Source organism: Thermoanaerobacter thermocopriae JCM 7501, assembly GCF_001310975.1.
GTDB lineage: Bacteria > Bacillota > Thermoanaerobacteria > Thermoanaerobacterales > Thermoanaerobacteraceae > Thermoanaerobacter > Thermoanaerobacter thermocopriae.
In genome coordinates this window covers 83526-103443 of sequence record NZ_BAZY01000006.1, presented here as the reverse complement: position 1 = coordinate 103443, position 19918 = coordinate 83526, and the positions used below count along the sequence as shown (strand labels likewise).

The 19918-nt window shown below is 33.0% G+C and carries 11 protein-coding genes and 6 pseudogenes; 1 reads left to right on the top strand and 16 read right to left on the bottom strand.

Annotation, left to right across the window (positions count from 1 at the left end):
• Positions 1-297: 297 nt before the first annotated feature.
• On the bottom strand, positions 298-792 hold the full coding sequence (locus JCM7501_RS04175; RefSeq protein WP_256201124.1) for a winged helix-turn-helix domain-containing protein: 495 nt from the start codon (positions 790-792) through the stop codon (positions 298-300).
• A gap of 257 nt (positions 793-1049) precedes the next feature.
• On the opposite strand from JCM7501_RS04175, the pseudogene JCM7501_RS04170 reads away from it, so the two are divergent.
• Positions 1050-2458, top strand: a pseudogene (locus tag JCM7501_RS04170) (MATE family efflux transporter).
• A 13-nt stretch (positions 2459-2471) separates the two neighbouring features.
• On the opposite strand, the gene JCM7501_RS04165 reads toward JCM7501_RS04170, so the two are convergent.
• The 15 genes and pseudogenes from JCM7501_RS04165 to JCM7501_RS15795 all read right to left on the bottom strand — a co-directional run bounded on the left by JCM7501_RS04165 (position 2472) and on the right by JCM7501_RS15795 (position 19823).
• Positions 2472-3308 (bottom strand): AEC family transporter, encoded by an 837-nt coding sequence (locus JCM7501_RS04165; RefSeq protein WP_256201130.1) that lies wholly within the window; start codon positions 3306-3308, stop codon positions 2472-2474.
• A 215-nt stretch (positions 3309-3523) separates the two neighbouring features.
• Positions 3524-4885, bottom strand: a complete 1362-nt coding sequence (gene rlmD, locus JCM7501_RS04160; protein WP_028991900.1) for a 23S rRNA (uracil(1939)-C(5))-methyltransferase RlmD — start codon at positions 4883-4885, stop codon at positions 3524-3526.
• A 193-nt stretch (positions 4886-5078) separates the two neighbouring features.
• Positions 5079-5494, bottom strand: a pseudogene (locus JCM7501_RS15805) (acyl-CoA thioesterase).
• A 53-nt stretch (positions 5495-5547) separates the two neighbouring features.
• A complete protein-coding gene (gene pyk / locus JCM7501_RS04150) occupies positions 5548-7299 on the bottom strand; it encodes a pyruvate kinase (protein ID WP_028991899.1) in 1752 nt (583 codons plus the stop codon).
• 22 nt (positions 7300-7321) lie between these two features.
• On the bottom strand, positions 7322-8287 hold the full coding sequence (pfkA, locus tag JCM7501_RS04145; RefSeq protein WP_003868325.1) for a 6-phosphofructokinase: 966 nt from the start codon (positions 8285-8287) through the stop codon (positions 7322-7324).
• Positions 8288-8361: 74 nt separating this feature from the next.
• On the bottom strand, positions 8362-8559 hold the full coding sequence (locus JCM7501_RS04140; RefSeq protein ID WP_028991898.1) for a hypothetical protein: 198 nt from the start codon (positions 8557-8559) through the stop codon (positions 8362-8364).
• Positions 8560-8640: 81 nt separating this feature from the next.
• Entirely contained in the window at positions 8641-12078 is a 3438-nt protein-coding gene (locus JCM7501_RS04135; protein WP_028991897.1) for a DNA polymerase III subunit alpha, read from the bottom strand.
• Positions 12079-12089: 11 nt separating this feature from the next.
• A complete protein-coding gene (locus JCM7501_RS04130; RefSeq protein WP_012995611.1) occupies positions 12090-13397 on the bottom strand; it encodes a DRTGG domain-containing protein in 1308 nt (435 codons plus the stop codon).
• 53 nt (positions 13398-13450) lie between these two features.
• On the bottom strand, positions 13451-13717 hold the full coding sequence (locus JCM7501_RS04125; RefSeq protein WP_012995612.1) for an HPr family phosphocarrier protein: 267 nt from the start codon (positions 13715-13717) through the stop codon (positions 13451-13453).
• Positions 13717-14673 (bottom strand): DNA-binding protein WhiA, encoded by a 957-nt coding sequence (whiA, locus tag JCM7501_RS04120; protein WP_012995613.1) that lies wholly within the window; start codon positions 14671-14673, stop codon positions 13717-13719. Before whiA ends, JCM7501_RS04125 begins: the two co-directional genes overlap by 1 nt.
• A gap of 105 nt (positions 14674-14778) precedes the next feature.
• Positions 14779-15012, bottom strand: coding sequence for a hypothetical protein (locus tag JCM7501_RS04115; protein WP_012995614.1), 234 nt, complete (start codon positions 15010-15012; stop codon positions 14779-14781).
• Positions 15013-15103: 91 nt separating this feature from the next.
• A pseudogene (locus JCM7501_RS04110) lies at positions 15104-16827 on the bottom strand (glycoside hydrolase family 13 protein).
• A 14-nt stretch (positions 16828-16841) separates the two neighbouring features.
• Positions 16842-17663, bottom strand: a pseudogene (locus JCM7501_RS15800) (helix-turn-helix domain-containing protein).
• A gap of 101 nt (positions 17664-17764) precedes the next feature.
• Positions 17765-18840 (bottom strand): annotated as a pseudogene (locus tag JCM7501_RS04100) (2-hydroxyacyl-CoA dehydratase).
• Positions 18837-19823, bottom strand: a pseudogene (locus JCM7501_RS15795) (acyl-CoA dehydratase activase-related protein). Before JCM7501_RS15795 ends, JCM7501_RS04100 begins: the two co-directional pseudogenes overlap by 4 nt.
• Positions 19824-19918 lie beyond the last annotated feature (95 nt).

Here is a 19918-nt window from a genome sequence, read left to right as displayed (position 1 = left end):
TATTATTCTTATTGGAAAATAATTAATGTCTCTCATAAACCAATAAATTCACTTCTAAATATAACCTCTTTTTTGAATTTTATACATGAAAGTGAACAGAAAGCAATTCTTTAACTTAAATTGAATTCAAATAAAAAAATAACCTAGCAATAAGAGCTAGGAAAAACTAATAACAGTATAATTATCAACTAAAGATATACTTTTTTGGAAAGCCTCTTTATTTCCAACTAGAACTAAATAATCCCCACCTTTAATTCTTTCATTAGGCCAGGAGAAATAATTACTTCTTCTCCTCTCCTAATAGCTATTACGGTCGCCCTGTAGTATCCCAAAATTTAACTCAGCCAAAGTCTTACCAACGGCAGTGCTTTTTTCATTGACGCGAATTTCAACAGGGTTAAAATCACTAATGTTTTTTAGTCTATTGGCATATTCTATAAATTTTAACAAAAGAGTTTCTAGTCTTTCATCAAGTTTTTTTCTTTCTTCAACGATTTTAACCAATTCCTTTTTTAAAACCTCTAACGTTTGTCTTTCATTAAATTGGTTTATATATCTTTGCGCCGCTTCTTTGGATTTAATAATTATCCCTTTGCCTTGTTCTGAAAAAACTACTCCCATGTCCTGTAAAAGGGAAATAGCACGCCGTATTGTCTCAGGTGAAACTTTATAAATTCCCGCAAGATTTGACCTGCCGTAAAGTCTCTCACCCTCATTAAACTCGCCATCTACAATTCTTTTAGCAATATCAAAAGCAATATATTCATATTTTGGTCTTATAATTTCAGACATATAAATATGCCTCCGTCTCATTATTTAAAAATCATAGCTTTAATTAATTTTCTCACTACACTGCCTTTATTCATATTTTATACTTTTCCATGTAAAAACTCAATCAAAATTTAAAAAATCCCTTTATCAACACAAGCCTCAGTTACTTTAATTTTCCTATTGTGTTATAATACTATTAGTGATTAAAAAGTTTAGAAAAAACAAATATATAAGTGCTGATCAAAATCTATTTGGACTCCATTATAATCCAATTGATATTGCCCCTAAACAATACAGACAATGTAGGAGTTTCCAATAAAAATAGGAGGTGTTATATGGCAACTAAAAAAGAAATAAAAGAAATACTTAATTTAGCATTACCTGCAGTTGGAGAAATGCTTTTATACATGGTTGTGTGGGTAATAGATACGATGATGGTGGGGCAATTTGGCGGAAAAGACAGTGTTAGTGCTGTAGGCCTTGCATCAGAAATTATATATACCTTCTCTAACATTTTTGTAGCAATGGGAATCTCTATAGGAGTAACTTCCTATGTCGCCCGTAGCATTGGAGCAAAAGATTTTGAAACTGCTAAAAAATACGCATCTCAAGGAATTTTGTTAGGAACTATTGTCGCTATTATTATTTCTTTAATACTTTTTGCTTTTGCAGAAAATTTTTTAATAATAGCCAGTGCGACTGGTAATGTACTTTTCGTAGGAAAAATATATATAAAAATTGCATCAATAGGTATTTTCTTTAATATGCTTATGAATGTACTAAACGCAGTTTTAAGAGCACAAGGAAATACAAAAACCCCCATGATAGCAGCAAGTATAGTTATATTTATCAACATTTTATTGGATTGGATTTTAATATTTGGAAAATTAGGCTTTCCTGCTTTGGGTGTAAAAGGTTCTGCAATTGCTACTACTATAGCACAATTCTCTGGCTTTATATTTATAATGTTATATTATTTCAACCAAAAAATATTAAATATTGATCTTTTTGATATAATAAATTTTGACAAGCAAATAATTGTAAAGATACTAAAACTTGCCTTACCTGCTTCTCTTCAAGAAGGTTCCTTTGACATAAGTCGACTTATTTCAATATTTATGATAATGCACCTTGGAACAGTAGCTTTCGCAGCCAATCAAATTGCAACTACAATTGAATCTATCTCTTTTATGCCGGGATGGGGTTTTGCAGTGGCTGCAACCACAATGGCAGGTCAAATGGTTGGCGCAAAAAACTATGAAAGTGCAAAAAGATATACAAATATTGCAGCATTCTTCGCTGTAGCTATTATGGGTACAATGTCAATATTGTTCCTTACAATACCTTATCCTTTGATGAGAGCTTTTATAAAAGATACCGATGTAATTGCAGTAGGAATTTTGTGTCTTATGGTAGCATCTATTGAACAACCTTTTATGGCAGTTGGCATGGTTTATGGTGGAGGCCTTAAAGGAAGTGGAAATACAAAGACCCCCTTTATTATCTCTACAATATCCAGCTGTTTATAAGACTTCCTCTTATGTACATAGTCATCTACATTTTAAATTTAGGAGTTGTCTATGTATGGTTTGTAACAGCCATCCAATGGGCGTTTGAAGGAAGCATAATGTATATATACTTTAGAAAAGAAATAGATAAATTAAAAAGGGGAGTAAGGAATATATAAACCTTACTCCCCTTTATTGCCATCTAAGCATTATATAAGTCATAAGTAAAATGCTTATAATAATTGAAACGGTAATAAAAACAGAAGCCAATTTAGCATTTAGTCCTCTTTCCTTGGCATAAATTACTGCTACCATAGGAGTAGGAAGAATTGCTCCTATTGTTATAATTTTTATTATAAGCAGTTTTGTATCAAACAAAAACGGTGTTGTTAAAATTAAAGCAACTCCCGGTAAAAATTTTACAAACAAACCTATTATCAAAGCTTTTAATTCATTTTTATTCAAATCAAAATCCAAAAAATATCCAATTGTAAATAAAGCAAGAATATTGTTAGGTAGAGAAAGTTGATAAATAAATTCCTTTGTCATCCCAGTAAAATTGATATTAAATAAACTCATTAAAATAGCTGATATGTACACATCAAGTGGAAAAAAATATATAATCTTTTTTGATACCTCTTTTAAATTAAAATTAGTTTTTCCACCCGCTAAAAAAGATACACCATAGGCAAAACCAAAAACAATAAAAGAATTACCCATATCAAACATTGCCATATTTATAATGCCTTCATTTCCATAAACCTGCTGTATAAAGGGAAGGGCAAATAAACCTATATTATATCCGCATATAGAAACCAACAGAGTCCATTTATCAGAATTATCTAAGTTAACTTTTTTTACCACAAAATATCCAAAGATAAATGTCAAAACTCCCAAAATAATACTTATAAAAGTGAGAATAAATAATCCCGTATCAATTTTATACTGAGAAAAAATAGTTAAAATCGTAGCAGGTAAAGTTATATAAAGCACAATCTTGCTCAGTACATCACCTGAATTTTCAGAAATTTCCTGGATTTTTATAAAATACCCTAAAAAACTACAGCAATATTTAAAAAAATTTTTCTTGTATCATTAACTGGTTCATTTAACGCACCCCAAAGTCTATTCTATTGCATAAAAACATCTAAAACCAATTAATTTATTTTCCAATAACCTAAGTTCTAACTACCTTTAAATAGTGGGAAACACGATTTTTATTCTACTTCCAGTAATCAAAATTGTTAACTTTTATTAGTAATCAAGCAAACACTTTCAACGTGATGCGTATAAGGAAACATATCAACAGGTTGCACTTCCATCGTTTTGTATCCTTTGTCATCAAGATATCTCAAATCTCGTGCCAATGTAGAAGGATTACAAGAGACGTATATAATTTTTTGTGGATTCATATTCACAATTGCTTCTAAAACAGGTATATCGCAACCCTTCCTTGGAGGATCTATTATAACTACATCTGCTTTGACTCCTTTATCAACTAACTCAGGCATTACTTTTTCCGCTTGTCCTGAAATAAATTCCACATTTTTAATGCCATTTATGTAAGCATTTCTCTTTGCATCTTCCACCGCTTGGTGGACAGCCTCAATACCATAGACAAAAAAAGCCTTCTGTGCCGCAAATAAAGATATGGTACCTATCCCACAATACACGTCTATTACGGTCTCATTTCCCTTTAAATCGGCATACTCAAGGACCTTTCCGTATAAAACCTCTGTTTGAACAGGATTTACTTGAAAAAAGGATAAAGGTGATATCTCGAATTTTATGTCCTTGATATAGTCAATAATATTATCGCTTCCATAAATAGTTATATTATCCTTCCCCATAATCACATTAGTTCTTTTTGTGTTGATATTTAATACTACACTTTTAAGCCCCTTTATCTCTTTTTTCAAAGCATCAATTAATTGTTCTTTATAGGGTATGTGTTTTCCATTAACCACAAGGATAACCATAACTTCTCCTGTTTTAAACGCAACTCTTGTGACAATATGCCTTATCAAACCCTTTCCTGCTTTTTCATCATATACAGAAACGTTATATTTTTTAATCCAATTTCTTACAGTTATTGCAATATTATCACTAATCTCATTCTGTATCATACAGCTTTCTATAGGTACAATATCGTGAGAACGAGGCGCATAAAAGCCCGTCACTACTTCGCCATCAAGCATTCCAACAGGAAACTGAGCCTTATTTCTATACCTTTGTGGCTCTTTCATTCCTATGATTTCATGAACTTTAGTATACACTTTGCCTATTCTTTCTAAATTGTCTTTTACCTTTTGTGTTTTGTATTTTAACTGCCCTTCGTAACTTAGATGCTGGAAAGAGCAACCCCCACATTTATTTGCATAAGAGCATAAAGGCTTTACTCTATCATGAGACTTTTCTAATATTTCGACTACATGACTTATAACGTAATTTTTATAAACTTTATCTATTTGTGCAACAACCTTTTCTCCTGTCAATGCTCCTTCTACAAATGTAGCAACTCCTCCAATTCTTCCAACTCCTTGGCCTTCATGAGCCATATTGTCAATATATACCTCATAATTTTCTCCTACTTTTATGTTGTGCAAGAAAAACGCCTCCTTTTCCCATAATTATTATACCGTTATATTGAGAAAAAACATAGAGTTCTTATAAAATATGTAAACGTTTACTATAATTTTAAGAAAAAATACACTTAAAAAAGTGCATTTAAAAAAATCGGTTACCCTATTATTTATTATAACTCATTTTCATAGTATTTTATACCATTTTTTATAAATTTTAATCACAACATTTTGCAAGCATTTGATAAACTTCTGGCATGACTTTTTTTAAGTTAATAGGTTTCTTTTCAAGGTTGGTAAAAGGATGTTCTGTATAACCTTGTGCTAAAAGTTTGTTATCCTCTTTTCGTATTATATCATATAAAAATTTAATACGGGTTCCTTTAACAAATTCTAATCGAGTACGTATTATTATAAGGTCGTCATACAAAGCAGACGAAAAATATTTGCACTGAGCGTCAATTACAGGTAGCATTACATTTTTTCTTCTAAACTTCTGTAAGACATCCCTAAAGAACGAAAAAACTCTGTCCTGCCAATTTCAAACCAGTTAAAATAATTAGAATAGTAAACTATACCCATTTTGTCAGTTTCTCCATATCGGACTCTTAACTCTGCATCCCATACATGCATGACTTAATCACTCCTTAAAAAGAAAGAAAAGAAAGACAAGAGAAAATCTTGTCTTATTTAATATTTACAGTTCCTTTATACACAAATCCTCTAACGGTGTCAACCGTTACAGTCATGCCATCTTTGAGTTTAGAAGTTGCTCCTTCGCACCCTACAATTACAGGGATTCCTAGGTTTAGCCCCACAATAGCAGCGTGAGAAGTAAGCCCTCCTTCTTCTGTGATTATAGCCGAAGCTTTTTCTATAAGAGGCATAAAATCTCTTTCAGTCTTTGCAGCAACTATTATATCTCCTTCTCGGAATTTATCTTTATCTTTACTTATATCATTAATAACACATACAGCACCTGTAGTAGCTTTAGAACCTATACCTATTCCTCTTAATAAAACATCCCCTACTATATGTACTTTCAACATGTTGGTGGTACCTGCCATAGCTACAGGAATTCCTGCGGAAATTACTACGATATCGCCATTCCTTATAAATCCTGCAGTTAATGCACTTTGTATTGCCACATCTATCATTTCATCTGTAGTAGAAACCTCTTCTGTAACTAAAGGATATACGCCCCACACTATAGAGAGTTTCCTTGCAACACTTTCGCTTGGAGTAGTAGCAATAATCGGAGCTTGAGGTCTGTACCTTGACACCATTCTCGCTGTATAGCCAGATTTAGTACAAGTTATTATAGCAGCTGCACCTATATCTCTCGCTGTAGTACAAGTTGCATGGCTTATAGCGTTTGTAATAGAAACATTTGTATCAATATTTCTATCGATTATATCTTTGTATCCCACGTAAGCTTCTGTCTTTTCTGCAATCTTAGCCATTGTCTCAAACGCCTCTATTGGGTATTTACCTTGAGCTGTCTCCCCTGATAACATTATAGCATCTGTTCCATCAAGAATAGCATTTGCTACATCTGTAACTTCTGCTCTTGTAGGCCTTGGATTTCTCATCATAGAGTCCAACATTTGAGTTGCAGTAATTACCGGTTTCCCCGCTTTATTGCATTTTTGTATAATCATCTTTTGAACGATTGGTATTTCTTCAAGAGGAATCTCAACCCCTAAATCTCCTCTGGCTACCATTATTCCATCTGAAACCTTTATAATTTCGTCTATATTTTCTACTCCTTCGCGATTCTCTATTTTGGCAATAATTAAAATATGCTCTGCCTTATTTTCTTCTAAAAGTCTTCTTATTGCCAAAACATCAGAAGCCTTTCTAACAAAAGAAGCAGCAATCATATCAATGCCTTTTTGAATTCCAAACTCTATATCGTCTATATCTTTTTGAGTTAATGCAGGAAGATTGAGTTTTACCCCTGGAACATTTACTCCTTTATGATCTTTTACAGGACCAGAATTTTCTACAATACAAACTATATCTTCTCCTTTAACATCTGTAACCTTTAGAGAAATTAACCCATCGTCAATTAATATGCGGCTGCCTCTTTCCACATCTTGAGGCAACCCTTTATATGATACACTGCATATAGTTTCGTCTCCTAATACCTCTCTTGTCGTAATGACAAAAGTTTGTCCTTCTTTTAATTGTACTTCGCCATTTTTAAACTTTCCTGTTCTTATCTCAGGACCTTTTGTGTCTAATAAAATAGCAACAGGCAACCCCAACTCTTGCCTTATTTTTTTTATATTGTCAATTCTCGCTCCATGTTCTGCAAAATCTCCATGAGAAAAATTAAGTCGTGCAACATTCATACCTTTTTCAATTAATTTTCTCAGTATATTATAGTCTTCGCTGGCAGGTCCTATTGTACATACTATTTTTGTTCTGCGCATACCTTCACTCCTTAAAACTTATTTATATAGACAATATCTTGCTGAGCTCATAAAGTTTTCTGTTAAATTCTTTCTTCATGGAAAGAGCTTCATCTATATCATCATCTACAATTTGATTGTTTCGTATACTTATTATCCTTTTGGTTTTATTTTCCAAAAGCAATTCTACTGCTCTTGCCCCCATTTGGCTTGCCAATACCCTATCCATCACTGTAGGAGCTCCGCCTCTTTGAATGTGCCCCAAAATAGTATACCTTAAGTCCAATTTTGGTAGTCTTTCTTTAATCATTTTCGCTAGCTCTGGAGCACTCATAACTCCCTCTGCAAGAACAATTATATGGTGAAGCTTCCCCCTCTTTATCCCATAAGTGATTTTATCACAAAGTTCATCGATGCTCCATTCCACTTCAGGAAGTATAATCATCTCTGCTCCACCAGCCAGACCAGCATACAAAGCAATGTAGCCCGCATTTCTTCCCATCACTTCTATTATATTTGCTCTTTCATGGGAAGTAGCAGTATCCCTTATTTTATTTATCGCGTCAATGACAGTATTGCAAGCAGTATCAAAACCTATTGTATAATCCGTACAAGGTATGTCATTATCAATTGTACCTGGAATCCCAATTGTATTTACATTCCACTCCTCACTCAAAAGCTGTGCACCTCTAAAAGAACCGTCTCCTCCAATTACTACCAGACCTTCTATTCCATGTTTTTGAAGCGTTTCGTAAGCTTTTTTGCGCACCTCTTTTTTCTTAAATTCTTCACATCTAGCAGTTCTCAAAATAGTACCACCCTTTTGTAGTATATCTCCTACCGAAGAAAGATTTAAATCAATAACTTCATCCTCTACTAACCCTGCATATCCCCTCATAATGCCTTTTACTTTAAGCCCATAATAAATTCCTGTCCTCACCACAGCTCTTATAGCTGCGTTCATCCCTGGTGCATCTCCACCACTTGTAAGTATCCCAATTGTCTTCATAGTTTACCTCCTTTTTTATCCCACATGGACTATACTTGTCCCATTTCTGTTAAAACAGCCTTTCGGGCAAAAAATTATAGGCCATATTCAATAATAATACTTTGCGCATCTTGAGCCTCTGTTTTGGGAACTAAAATTTCACAATAAGAACCTTTTTTGTCTATTTTTTTGTTAAGTGGACGCAATTTTACTAAGAAACCTTCTTTTGTTAAAACCTCTTTGACTTTTTCTGCAGTCTCCATATCTTGTGCCATGTATATTACCGTCCACATAAAACTGCCTCCTTAGTATTTCTAGAGTATATTTTAATCTATTTTCTTTCAGTTATCAACTTAAAATTTGCAAACTTTTTCTCAAACTACTTTAACATTTTCCTCTCCTAACACCATATGAAGTTCTTTAATTAATTCTTTGCTTCCATTTACCCACAAATCTCTATTAGCCGCTAATAATTTTTTACTGTTAAGCTTTAAAACTACTGGCATATTACCAGGATTTTTGCGCAATATTTGTTTAACAATCTCAATCTTTGCAGAATCTTGCAAATTAAGATAAAGTTTCTTCACTATCGCTTGAGACAACGACTTAATTTCATCGCATAAAATTTTAGGCTCTTCATCTTCCCTTAAACTAACCTTTCCCTTCACTACAACTGGGCTGTCTTCTTTTATTATACTAGAATACTTTTCATATACAGTTGGAAATACTATTACCTCTACAGTACCATACAAGTCCTCAATTGTGACAAAAGCCATCATATTATTACTTTTCGTAAATTTAATTTTTTTTGTAGATATGACTCCTGCTATCACCACTTCTTGGTTATCTCGCAATTTGGGTTGAAACATCTCCTCTTCGCTAACTTTAAAATCCAAAGTAGTGGCATTAGTAATTTTAGGAATATCCTCCACATACTCTTCTAAAGGATGCCCACTTATATAAAGGCCTAAAGTTTCTTTTTCCATGGACAACAATCTGCTTTTAGGAAATTCTTCTAAATCAGGAAATTCAAATTCCACCCCATGTTTTTGTTCTATTTCCCCAAATAAAGAAATCTGCCCGTTTATATTATTATTCCTATTTTTCTTTATATTTTCCATTAATTTGTCATATACTGACAAAAGTTGAGAACGCCGCACTCCAAAAGAACTAAAAGCTCCGGCTTTAATTAAGCTTTCCACTGCTTTTTTATTTAATTGACTATCCTGCATCCTCTCGAAAAAGTCGACTACAGATTTAAATTTCCCATTTCTTTCTCTTTCACTTACGATTTCCATTGTCATATTTAAACCAACATTTTTTACTGCACTAAGTCCAAACCTTATTTTATCCTCTACCACTGTAAAATATGAATCGCTCTCATTTATATCAGGTGGTAGCACTTTTATCCCCATTTTTTTACACACGTGAACATAAAAAGCAATCTTGTCCAAGTTATCTACAAAACTGTTTAAAAGAGCTGCCATAAATTCTACAGGATAATACCTTTTTAAATACGCAGTCTGATAAGCTATAACAGCATAAGCTGCAGCGTGAGATTTATTAAAAGCATAGTTTGCAAAATCTAACATTTCGTCAAAAAGTTTATTAGCAGTTGACTCATCTAATCCATTTCTCAAAGCTCCTGGAACTATTACATTTCCTTCATCATCAACCATTCCATAGATAAAATTTTTTCTCTCTTGTTCCATAACATCCATTTTCTTTTTAGCCATGGCTCGTCTTACCAAGTCAGCCCTACCTAAAGAGTAACCCGCGACATCTCTCACAATTTGCATAACTTGCTCTTGATACACCATACAGCCATAAGTTACATCTAAAATTGGCTTTAAAAGAGGATGGTCATAGACTATACTCTCTGGGTGATTTTTATTAGCGAGATATCTTGGAATTTGGTCCATAGGTCCGGGTCGATAGAGAGAAATTCCTGCTATTATGTCCTCAAGGTTTTTAGGCTTTAATTCTGTCATAAACTGTTTCATGCCAGAAGACTCTAATTGAAAAACTCCTTCTGTCTCCCCTTTTGATATAAGTTCATAAACTTTAGGGTCATCGTACTCCATAGAATCAAAGTCTATAGTCACTCCTTTGTTCTTTTTTACCATTTCAATTGTATCCCTTATAACTGTCAAAGTCCTAAGCCCCAAAAAATCCATCTTTAAAAGTCCTAACTCTTCAAGGGTGGTCATCGGAAATTGAGTTACTATGGAATCTTCATTTTTTTGTAGTGGCACGTAATTGACAAGAGGTTCTTTTGATATTACTACTCCTGCCGCATGAGTAGAGGCATGTCGCGGAAGGCCTTCTAAAGACCTAGAAATATCAATAAGCTGTTTTACTCTTTCGTCATTTTCATACCGCACTTTAAGTTCAGGATTTAAAGATAAAGCTTTATCAATAGTCATTCCTAATTCAAAAGGAATCATTTTTGCAATTACATCTACCTCTGCATACGGATAATTTAAAGCCCTTCCTACATCCCTTATGACAGCTCTTGCTGCCATGGTACCAAAAGTTATAATCTGAGCAACATTATCTTTGCCATATTTTTTTACAACGTAATCAATTACTTCTTGTCTTCTCTCATAACAAAAATCCGAATCAATATCAGGCATGCTCACCCTCTCAGGGTTTAAAAACCTCTCAAAAAGAAGGTTGTACTTTATAGGGTCTACGTTAGTTATTCCCAACGTATAAGCCACTAAACTTCCTGCTGCAGAACCTCTTCCTGGTCCCGTCATAATTCCATTGTCTTTTGCAAACTTTATAAAATCCCACACTATGAGAAAATAATCTACATACCCCATTTGCTTTATCACAGAAAGTTCATAATCTAATCTTTCAATCACTTCTTTGTTTGGATTTTTATACCTTTTGTACAAACCTTCATAGCATAAATTTCTCAAGTATTCATAGGAATCAACGCCCTCTGGTAAATCATATTTGGGTAGTTTCGTCTTATTAAACTCAAATTCTACATTACACATACTTGCAATCTTCTCAGTATTTTCAATTGCCTCTTTACAATATGAAAAGAGATTTTCCATCTCTTCTGGAGATTTTAAATAAAATTCATCAGTTGGAAAAGACATGCGATCTTCATCATCAATTGTCTTCCCTGTTTGAATGCACAAAAGTACCTCATGGGCTTTTGCATCTTTTTTGTCAAGATAGTGTACATCATTAGTAGCAACTAAGGGTATCCCTGTCTCCTTGGAAAGTCTTATAAGTTCTTTATTTACCTTTTGCTGTTCTAAAATTCCATGGTCCTGCAGTTCCAAATAAAAATTCCCTCGTCCAAAAATAGAATCGTAAAAAAGTGCTGCCTCCTTCGCTTTTTCATACTCACCTCTTAAAATATAAGAGGGAACTTCTCCTGCAAGGCAAGCACTTAAAGCAATTAGCCCCTTGCTGTGCTCTTTTAAGAACTCTTTGTCAACTCTCGGTTTATAATAAAAACCCTCAATTGAAGCCATAGTCACTATCTTCATTAAATTTTTATAACCTACCATATCCTTTGCCAGTAACACCAAGTGATAATTTTCATTATCAATCCCATATTCTCTATCCCGCATGCTTCGAGGGGCTACATAAATTTCACAGCCTATAATAGGTTTTATACCGTGGGCTACTGCTTCTTTGTAAAAATCTATTACGCCATACATTACTCCATGGTCTGTAATAGCTATGGCTTTCATATTTAACTCTTTAGTTTTAGCAATTAAATCTTTAATTCTGCAAGAACCATCAAGTAAGCTGTATTCAGAATGAACATGTAAATGGGCAAACATGATATAATCACCTAAACCATCTTTATTCTTTTAGAAAGTCTAACAGACATCAATGCCTTTGCAATTTCTTCCTTCTCATGCATGATTCGAATTTCTAACTTACTAAAATTATTAGTGACTTCTATTATTCTTGCAAAAACTTCTATTAATTCCTCTGTACCTATGGGTTTAATAAAATAAACTGAAAAATTATCTAAAACAGCATCATATCTTTTATTCTGCGTTATAGCAAAAATGCCAGATTCACACATTAACATCATTAAAGCACTGTTGTTTACTGTACTAAATTGGTTAACCAACATTGAAGGAATTTTACCTTTAAATTTTACTCCATTTTCTATTTTTTCCATATCAAAATCTTTAAAAATTGTGTCTTGAATAGCTTCACTAATCTGTGGCTGTTTTGCGGTATAATGTAATGCCTTAATTACATCTTCTCTGCTTATAAGCCCTATCAATTGTCTACCGCGAGTCACAGGTAGTATCTCTACATTCCACCATATCATTAAATGAGCTGCATAAGAGAGCGTAGTAGTATCCGTTACAAATACAGGGTTAGGAGTCATAATACTCCCAATTTTATCATCCTCCGATGCAGTAGCAACGTCCCTTGAAGTAACCATCCCAACTAACATCCCTTTTGAATCAACAACGGGATATCTGGTATGTTTAGTCTCTGTATATAATTTTTTCCAATCTTTTACTGTCTGTTGAGGCATCATATAAATTGGATTATATGTCATTACATCGCTGACGTATAAAATCTTTTTTCGTGTCATACTTTCATTAATCGCCTTATTTATAAGAGTTGCTACAGTAAAAGTATCATAAGAAGTAGATATAAGTGGCAATGAAAGCTTATCCGCAAGTTCTTTTATATGAGATAATGTATCAAAACCTCCTGTGATCATCACTGCTGCCCCTGCTTTTAAAGCTGCTTCCTGTGCATCTTCCCTATTACCCAAAATTACAAGATCTCCCGGTGATATGTATTTTACCATTTCTTCGATGGTCATGGCCCCAATTAAAAATTTGTGAAGCTCCATTCCCATTCCACCATGACCACCTAACACTGTCCCTTCCACTACCTCTGTAATAACCTCATAAGTGAGACGGTCAAAAAATGGCTCCTTTTGTTTTCTTCTTATAGTTCCTACTCTTGGAATCGTTGTTACAAGCATTAAATTTTCTGCATCCTTTATAGCTTTATAAGCAGTACCTTCACTTATATGTAAAGTCTGTGCAAGACTTCTTACAGAAATTTTGGTACCTTCAGGTAAATTTTTTATATATTCCAATACAATTTCATTTTTTTTCATAAACTATCATCCTTTTATACAAAAAAGGTTTCTGAAAAAGAAACCTTTTTTGTTTACTCCTCACCAAATTTTGATTCAATAAGTTCTACCAATGCTTTTATAGCTGCTTCTTCGTCATCACCTTCAGCACTTAATTTAACAACATTACCTTGCGACACTCCAAGAGACATAATCCCCATTATACTTTTGGCGTTTACTTTTTTGTTATCTTTCTCTACCCATATTTGTGAAGAAAATTTGCTAGCAGTTTGTACAAATAAAGCTGCAGGTCTTGCATGAAGCCCAGTCTTATTTTTAATTTCAATCGTAACTTCTTTCATTATTGAACTCTCCTTTCCTTCAATTTGTTTGAAATTTCTTCAATTTTTCTAAGTCTATGATTCACTCCTGACTTGCCGACAGGAGGAACTAGCATTTGTCCCAATTCTTTTAAGCTCAGATCAGGATAATTAATCCTAAGTTCCGCTACTTCTTTCAAATTAGGAGGCAAATAATCAAGACCTACTGTCTCTTTAATATAATTTATGCTCTCTATTTGCCTTAAAGACGCGTTAATAGTCTTGGTTAAATTTGCAGTTTCACAGTTTACAATCCTATTTACATTGTTTCTCATTTCTTTATACACTCGTATATTTTCCAAGTTTAATAAAGCACTGTGGGCTCCTATTATATTTAAAACATCAACAATTTGCTCTCCCTCTTTTAAGTATACTACATAACTATTTTTTCTTGCAATAACCTTTGAATTTAAATCAAAAGAATTTATCAATTTACTTAAATCTTTCCCGTGCTCCAAATTATGAGTAATAAACTCCATATGATAAGCCTTTTCAGGATCGCTTATTGAACCACCCCCCAAAAAAGCCCCTCTCAAATACGCCTTTTTTGCTTTTGTGTTTTTTACAATCTTTTTGTCTATCCCATAATTTAATTTTATATGGCCTTTTTCATAATTTAATATTTTAACTATATCTAAAATTTTTTCTACAATTTTTGTATCAGGTATAAAGAGGAGATAGTTCAAGGTTTTTTTGAGATACCTACCTCTTCTCACCATTGTCTCAGGAATTATCCCAAATAAATCTTTTATTAACTTAAAAATTAGCCTTGCCACAGAAGCATTTTCTGTAGCAAAAGTCAAAGAAATTTTCCCATTGCCATAAATGGAAACGCTACCTATCGTCCTAATCAAAGCAGCTAACTCTGCTATTTTGCTCTCTTTATCCTCAGGGTAAATCTTTGCTAATTCGTCTTTTGTGTTTGAAGAAAAAGACATAGTGTATCACCTCAACAGGCTTATTTTTATTATACTACATTATTTCAAAAAAAACACCCCTTTTAAAAACACCACGAGTAAAAGGGGTTTATAGTTTATAGTAGACTACAATAATTTTTTCTTTTCCCACTCAATATATTTAGGGGAACTTTTCCAATTATGTCTTTCTTCAGAATTACACCATTCCCTAAACTCTTTGTAATCTTTCCACTCTTCATATTCACTCGCTTCAACTAATTTTTTTAATGTGATAAGCTTTGTAATGTCGTAACTTCCATACAACAGTTCATAATCTTTATAATATTGATAATCTCTGCCATAGCGGGATGTATCTTTCATACCATCACCCCTGTTTTTTTAAAAAATATAGGGGAATTTTCATTCCCCTTTATTTTTCTATCTTCATATTATTCATTTAAACTCTTATTGGTTACTTTAAAATATAAGCGGAATTAGGTTGCAAATAAAGGAGATTACCACTTCTTCTCAATTCCTTCATTTTTAAAATATCTTCTTTCCCCTCTACTTCATTCAAAAATATTACTTCCTGCTTACTACTGTTATTTAGTACAACAATTATTGATTTACCTTTGTATTCCCTCTTAAAAGCAAATACCATTCCTATAGCGTATAAAGTACAGAAATTTCCGTATTTAAGCTCCTCACTTTCTTTCCTTATAGAAATCAATTTTTTGTAGAAATCAAAAATACTTCTATTTTGCTTTTCCTCCTCCCATATCATACATCTTCTGCAATCAGGGTCATTGCCCCCTACCATTCCTACCTCATCACCATAATAAATATATGGAATTCCAACAAAGGTAAATTGAAACACCAACGCCAACTTCATTCTCGTAACCATGCCATTTGCTAAAGTCAAAAACCTTTCTGTATCATGGCTTCCTATCAAATTAAACATAACCCTATTTACACTTTCCATATGTCTCATAAGTTGCTCTGTAATCAATGTATTAAAGCGAGAAGCACTTATTTTTCTTTTTGCAAAAAAGTCCACAACTGCATTTCTAAAAGGATAATTCATTACACTGTCAAATTCATCCCCTCTCAGCCAAGGAGAAGCATCATGCCAAACCTCTCCCACAATTATGGCTTCTGGTTTAGCTGTCTTTACTACTTCTCTAAATTTTTTCCAAAAATGATGGTCTATCTCATTGGCAACATCCAGCTCCAACCGTCTATATCCACTTCTTTAATCCAATATTCTGCCACTTCCAATAAATATTTTTGCACTTCTGGATTTTTTGTCATAAGCTTTGGCATTCTCCATACAGTATCTGCAAAAGCTTCATAGGAAGGTTTTGGATGAGTTTTAATTGGCCATTCGTATATATTAAACCAATCCCAGTATTTTGATTTTTCACCATTCTTAATAACATCCTGAAATGCAAAAAAGTCATACCCACAGTGATTAAAAACGGCATCAAATATAACTTTTATGCCATTGTCATGGCATTTTTGAACCAGTTCTCTCGCTTTTTGCGTATCGCCAAAGCGTGGATCAATTGTATAATAATCAGTAGTATCATATTTGTGTGTGGAAGGTGATAAAAATATAGGTGTTAAATAAATGGCATTTATACCTAAATCTTTTAAATAATTTATTTTATCTATTATTCCTTGTAAATCTCCTCCAAAAAAAGAATCTGCAGTAGGCTTTTGACCCCAAGGCTTTACATTTTCAGGGTCGTTTGATTTGTCGCCGTTATTAAACCTTTCAGGAAATATTTGATATACAATGCAATCGCTTGTCCAATTTGGAGCAAAAAATACATCTTTCTCTCCTATATAAGGGTAATGGAAAAATCCCCAAAATCCATCTTCTGGCCTTTTTTTGTAAAATCCTGCTTCTGTATAATATAATTTCTCGCCACCTTCAGATACCAAATAGAAAAAATACACAAATTTTTTATTAAGGTCTAAGGTAGTTTCAAAATAATCAAATAATTCGTTGGTATGGATTAATACCATCGGTTTTATTTTGAATTTCCCCATCCAATCGTATCTGTCTTTGTATAAAACATATACCCTATCCACATCAAATACAGCAGTTCTTAATACTATCTTTAATTGATTTTCATTAACTGGATATGCGTAAGGCACATCGCTTTTATGGAATATAGCTTCTTTTATCATCTTCTTTCCCCTTTCTATGTATGAATATTTATAGTAACCGGTGATGGTGTCTGCACTGTTGGTAACTCCTCACCGTCTACAGTTATTTTAACAGCTGGCGGATATCCCATCAATATAGTAATACTATCTTTTACATCAAAAATTTTAGACATATCCTTTGTCATAAGACCTTCAAAAACCACATTCTCATCTACTTTTATACTAAACCAACATTTTTCGCCAGGCACGCTTATTTCTACTTTATAACTTTCTCCAGAGGGAACAACTTTATATTCTATTTTTTTGGAAGTTTCTGATATTTTTTTCAATCGACGTATTTACTTTCGGTTGAGAAACATTGCTTTCCTGTGAAGGATTTGTTTTGTTCTCTAAATCTGTTTTGTCTTCTGAATATGTTGAAGCTTCACTTTGATTTTGTTGTGGAATTGGTGCAAGTCCCTTTTTAACTTGATTTATAAAATAGTAAAAACCGTATCCTATAATACCTATTACTAAAACAAAATTACTGCCTTTTTTAAAGTCAAAAAAAATTGCGAAAAATCTCTTCCCTCTTTTTTGTAAGAAGAATTAGTTTCTATATTAGGTAATGTCTCCTCCTCTTTCTCCTGAAACAAATACTCATATTTTTTTACTAACTCATTGCCATCCAATCCTAAAGCTTCAGCGTAACTTTTTACAAAGCCCTTAGCATATACAAGGGCAGGCATTATGCTAAAATCTCCATCTTCAATAGCTTTTAAATAGCGTATTCGTATTTTAGTTATCTCTTGAATTTCTTCTAATGTCAACCCTTTCTTTATTCTTTCATTTTTTAAAAATTCTCCTAATTCCTTCATACCTATCACCCCTTGCTAACCATCCACTTATTATATATTCCACACAAAATACATTTTTCCTTCCATTATTTTTGGAAAAATAAAAAATTAAAAGGATGATTTCAGCAAACTACCTCCATCCTTTTTCTATACAAAAGATCCACAAAAGCTTCCAAACGGGTTTGGTAACCTGCTTGCCCAGTGTTTTCATCGTATACTAAAGACATCACTGGAATATTGTAATCTCGACTAATTTTTGCAATTATTCCTTGAGCTACTATTTCAGGGGTGCAGGTAAAGGGAAGTATGTGAATCACGCCATCATATTTTAGTTTAGCATATTTTACTGTATTTGCAACAGTGTTAAGTCCATGTCCTCCTATATCTCTTTCTAAATATCCTCTTGCGTTTTTCTTAAACTCCATCCTTTGAGGCAATTTAAAGGCACTGTTAATTAAATAATCTGAAAGATATTCTGTTTTTGTAACTTCTACCCCCAATTCATTTAAAGATTTGCTGATATCCATATTAGTAAAAGGTTCTAATAGCATATAAATTTCTCCTACCAGTGCCACTTTAAGCTGTATTTTCCGTTGTACATTTGCATTTTCCTTTATTTTTTTCATAGCCTCTGCTACTATTTTGTCCACTTCTTTACCAGTTTGAGCCTTTTCTAGCTTTTTCATATATTCTTCGTATATTTTTGTTGTCACACCTGGTTTATCTTCATGGGCTCTGTGTTTTAACAAAAACTTTTCTAATCTGTCAGCTGCTATCATCTTTTTCACTGCAAATACAAAAGATTTTAAAGCCGTTTTTCCATCTACATTAGGAAAATATGAAGCCAATTCTTTAAGAAAGTCTATTAACCTACCATGGGGTGGATCAACAATTATCATTTTAAAGTCATAACCTAAATCTTTTAATATCTCTTTTTGCACCTGACCATAATATCCAAATCTACAGGTCCAATCCCCCCTAACATTATAATCGTATCTGCACCCTTATCGAGAGCCTCAATAAAATTTCCGACGTTGATTTTAAAAGGTAAACATACAAATTCATGAGAATTTCTTACTCCTAAAGTTAATGTTTTATTAGTAGAAGGGGGTGGATCTACCACTTCTACCCCGATTCCTTCAAACATCGTCTTTAAAATCATATTTAAAGAGCCCATATTGGGATAAGTAATTTTCATACCATCACCGCCTTTTTGTTAAATCTTAAAAGATCTATAAAAGCCTCCAACCTAGTCATAATGCCAGCTTCTCCAGAATGTTCATCAATTGTAATCAACATAAAAGGTACCTCCTTCTCTCTTTTATAAATCCTCTCCAGCAATTCCTCTGTTATAGAATTAGGTCCACAACCAAAAGCAGAAATCATAATCACACCATCCACATTTTTTTGTTTCAGAAAATATAGCCCTGCTCCTAAAATATTTCTTTCATAGTTCCAAAATATGTCTTTTGAAAGTATTGATGCTCCTTCTAATATTGAATTTCTCTCTAACATTTCCATTGTATAGACTTGCGCTCCCATGCTTTTTAACTTTTCAACAATACCCATACTTATGTACTCATCCATAATATTATAAGGATGAGAAATGACTGCTATTTTAAGGTCATAATTACTTTCTTCTTTTTTTTAGTTTGTTGCTTTCCCAAACTCTTAAAGCTTCTAAATTAGTGAAACCTTCTTTCAATAATTCTTCAAACTTTTTTTGTTGTTGGGTAGCTTCAAAATAAGCTTTTAAAGATTGCTCTTTAGTTTTTCCAAAGATTCTACCAATTTTTATAAATTCTTTTTGAGTAAATTCATCATTTCTATAATAATTAATCTCGACATCTATAATAGGTGGCAAATCTTCAATTAAACTTTTTACAAAATCAGGCAGTCCTAAAAACTTTGAACAAAGGTATTTCTTTCTTTCTACACTTACAATTCTTGGAATAAATATATAATCAACACCTTTTTCTTTTAAATTCATTACATGACCTACATAAGTTTTTACGGGAAGACAAGCATCTTCAACGCAGGTCTTTACTCCTTCATCAAGAATTTTTTATTCGTATCCTGGGAAACCACTACTTTTGCTCCCACACCTTCAAAAAAAGTTTTCCACATTGGATAAAAATCGTAATATAAAAGTCCTTTGGGTATTCCCACAGTCTTAGTCACTTTTGACACCTCCTTTTAAAAGCAAATACATATTTATTCTTGCCATAAATTTTTATTTATATACAAAATAAAAATACCGGAAATAATCCGGCATT

Excerpts from the sequence above, each read along its gene's own strand:
- whiA (WP_012995613.1), bottom strand. The coding sequence starts at position 14,673 with ATGTCTTTTTCTTCAAACACAAAAGACGAATTAGCAAAGATTTACCCT.
- pyk (WP_028991899.1), bottom strand. The coding sequence starts at position 7,299 with ATGCGCAGAACAAAAATAGTATGTACAATAGGACCTGCCAGCGAAGAC.
- JCM7501_RS04135 (WP_028991897.1), bottom strand. The coding sequence starts at position 12,078 with ATGTTTGCCCATTTACATGTTCATTCTGAATACAGCTTACTTGATGGT.
- pfkA (WP_003868325.1), bottom strand. The coding sequence starts at position 8,287 with ATGAAGACAATTGGGATACTTACAAGTGGTGGAGATGCACCAGGGATG.
- JCM7501_RS04130 (WP_012995611.1), bottom strand. The coding sequence starts at position 13,397 with ATGAAAAAAAATGAAATTGTATTGGAATATATAAAAAATTTACCTGAA.
- JCM7501_RS04115 (WP_012995614.1), bottom strand. The coding sequence starts at position 15,012 with ATGAAAGATACATCCCGCTATGGCAGAGATTATCAATATTATAAAGAT.
- JCM7501_RS04175 (WP_256201124.1), bottom strand. The coding sequence starts at position 792 with ATGTCTGAAATTATAAGACCAAAATATGAATATATTGCTTTTGATATT.
- JCM7501_RS04140 (WP_028991898.1), bottom strand. The coding sequence starts at position 8,559 with ATGTGGACGGTAATATACATGGCACAAGATATGGAGACTGCAGAAAAA.
- JCM7501_RS04125 (WP_012995612.1), bottom strand. The coding sequence starts at position 13,717 with ATGAAAGAAGTTACGATTGAAATTAAAAATAAGACTGGGCTTCATGCA.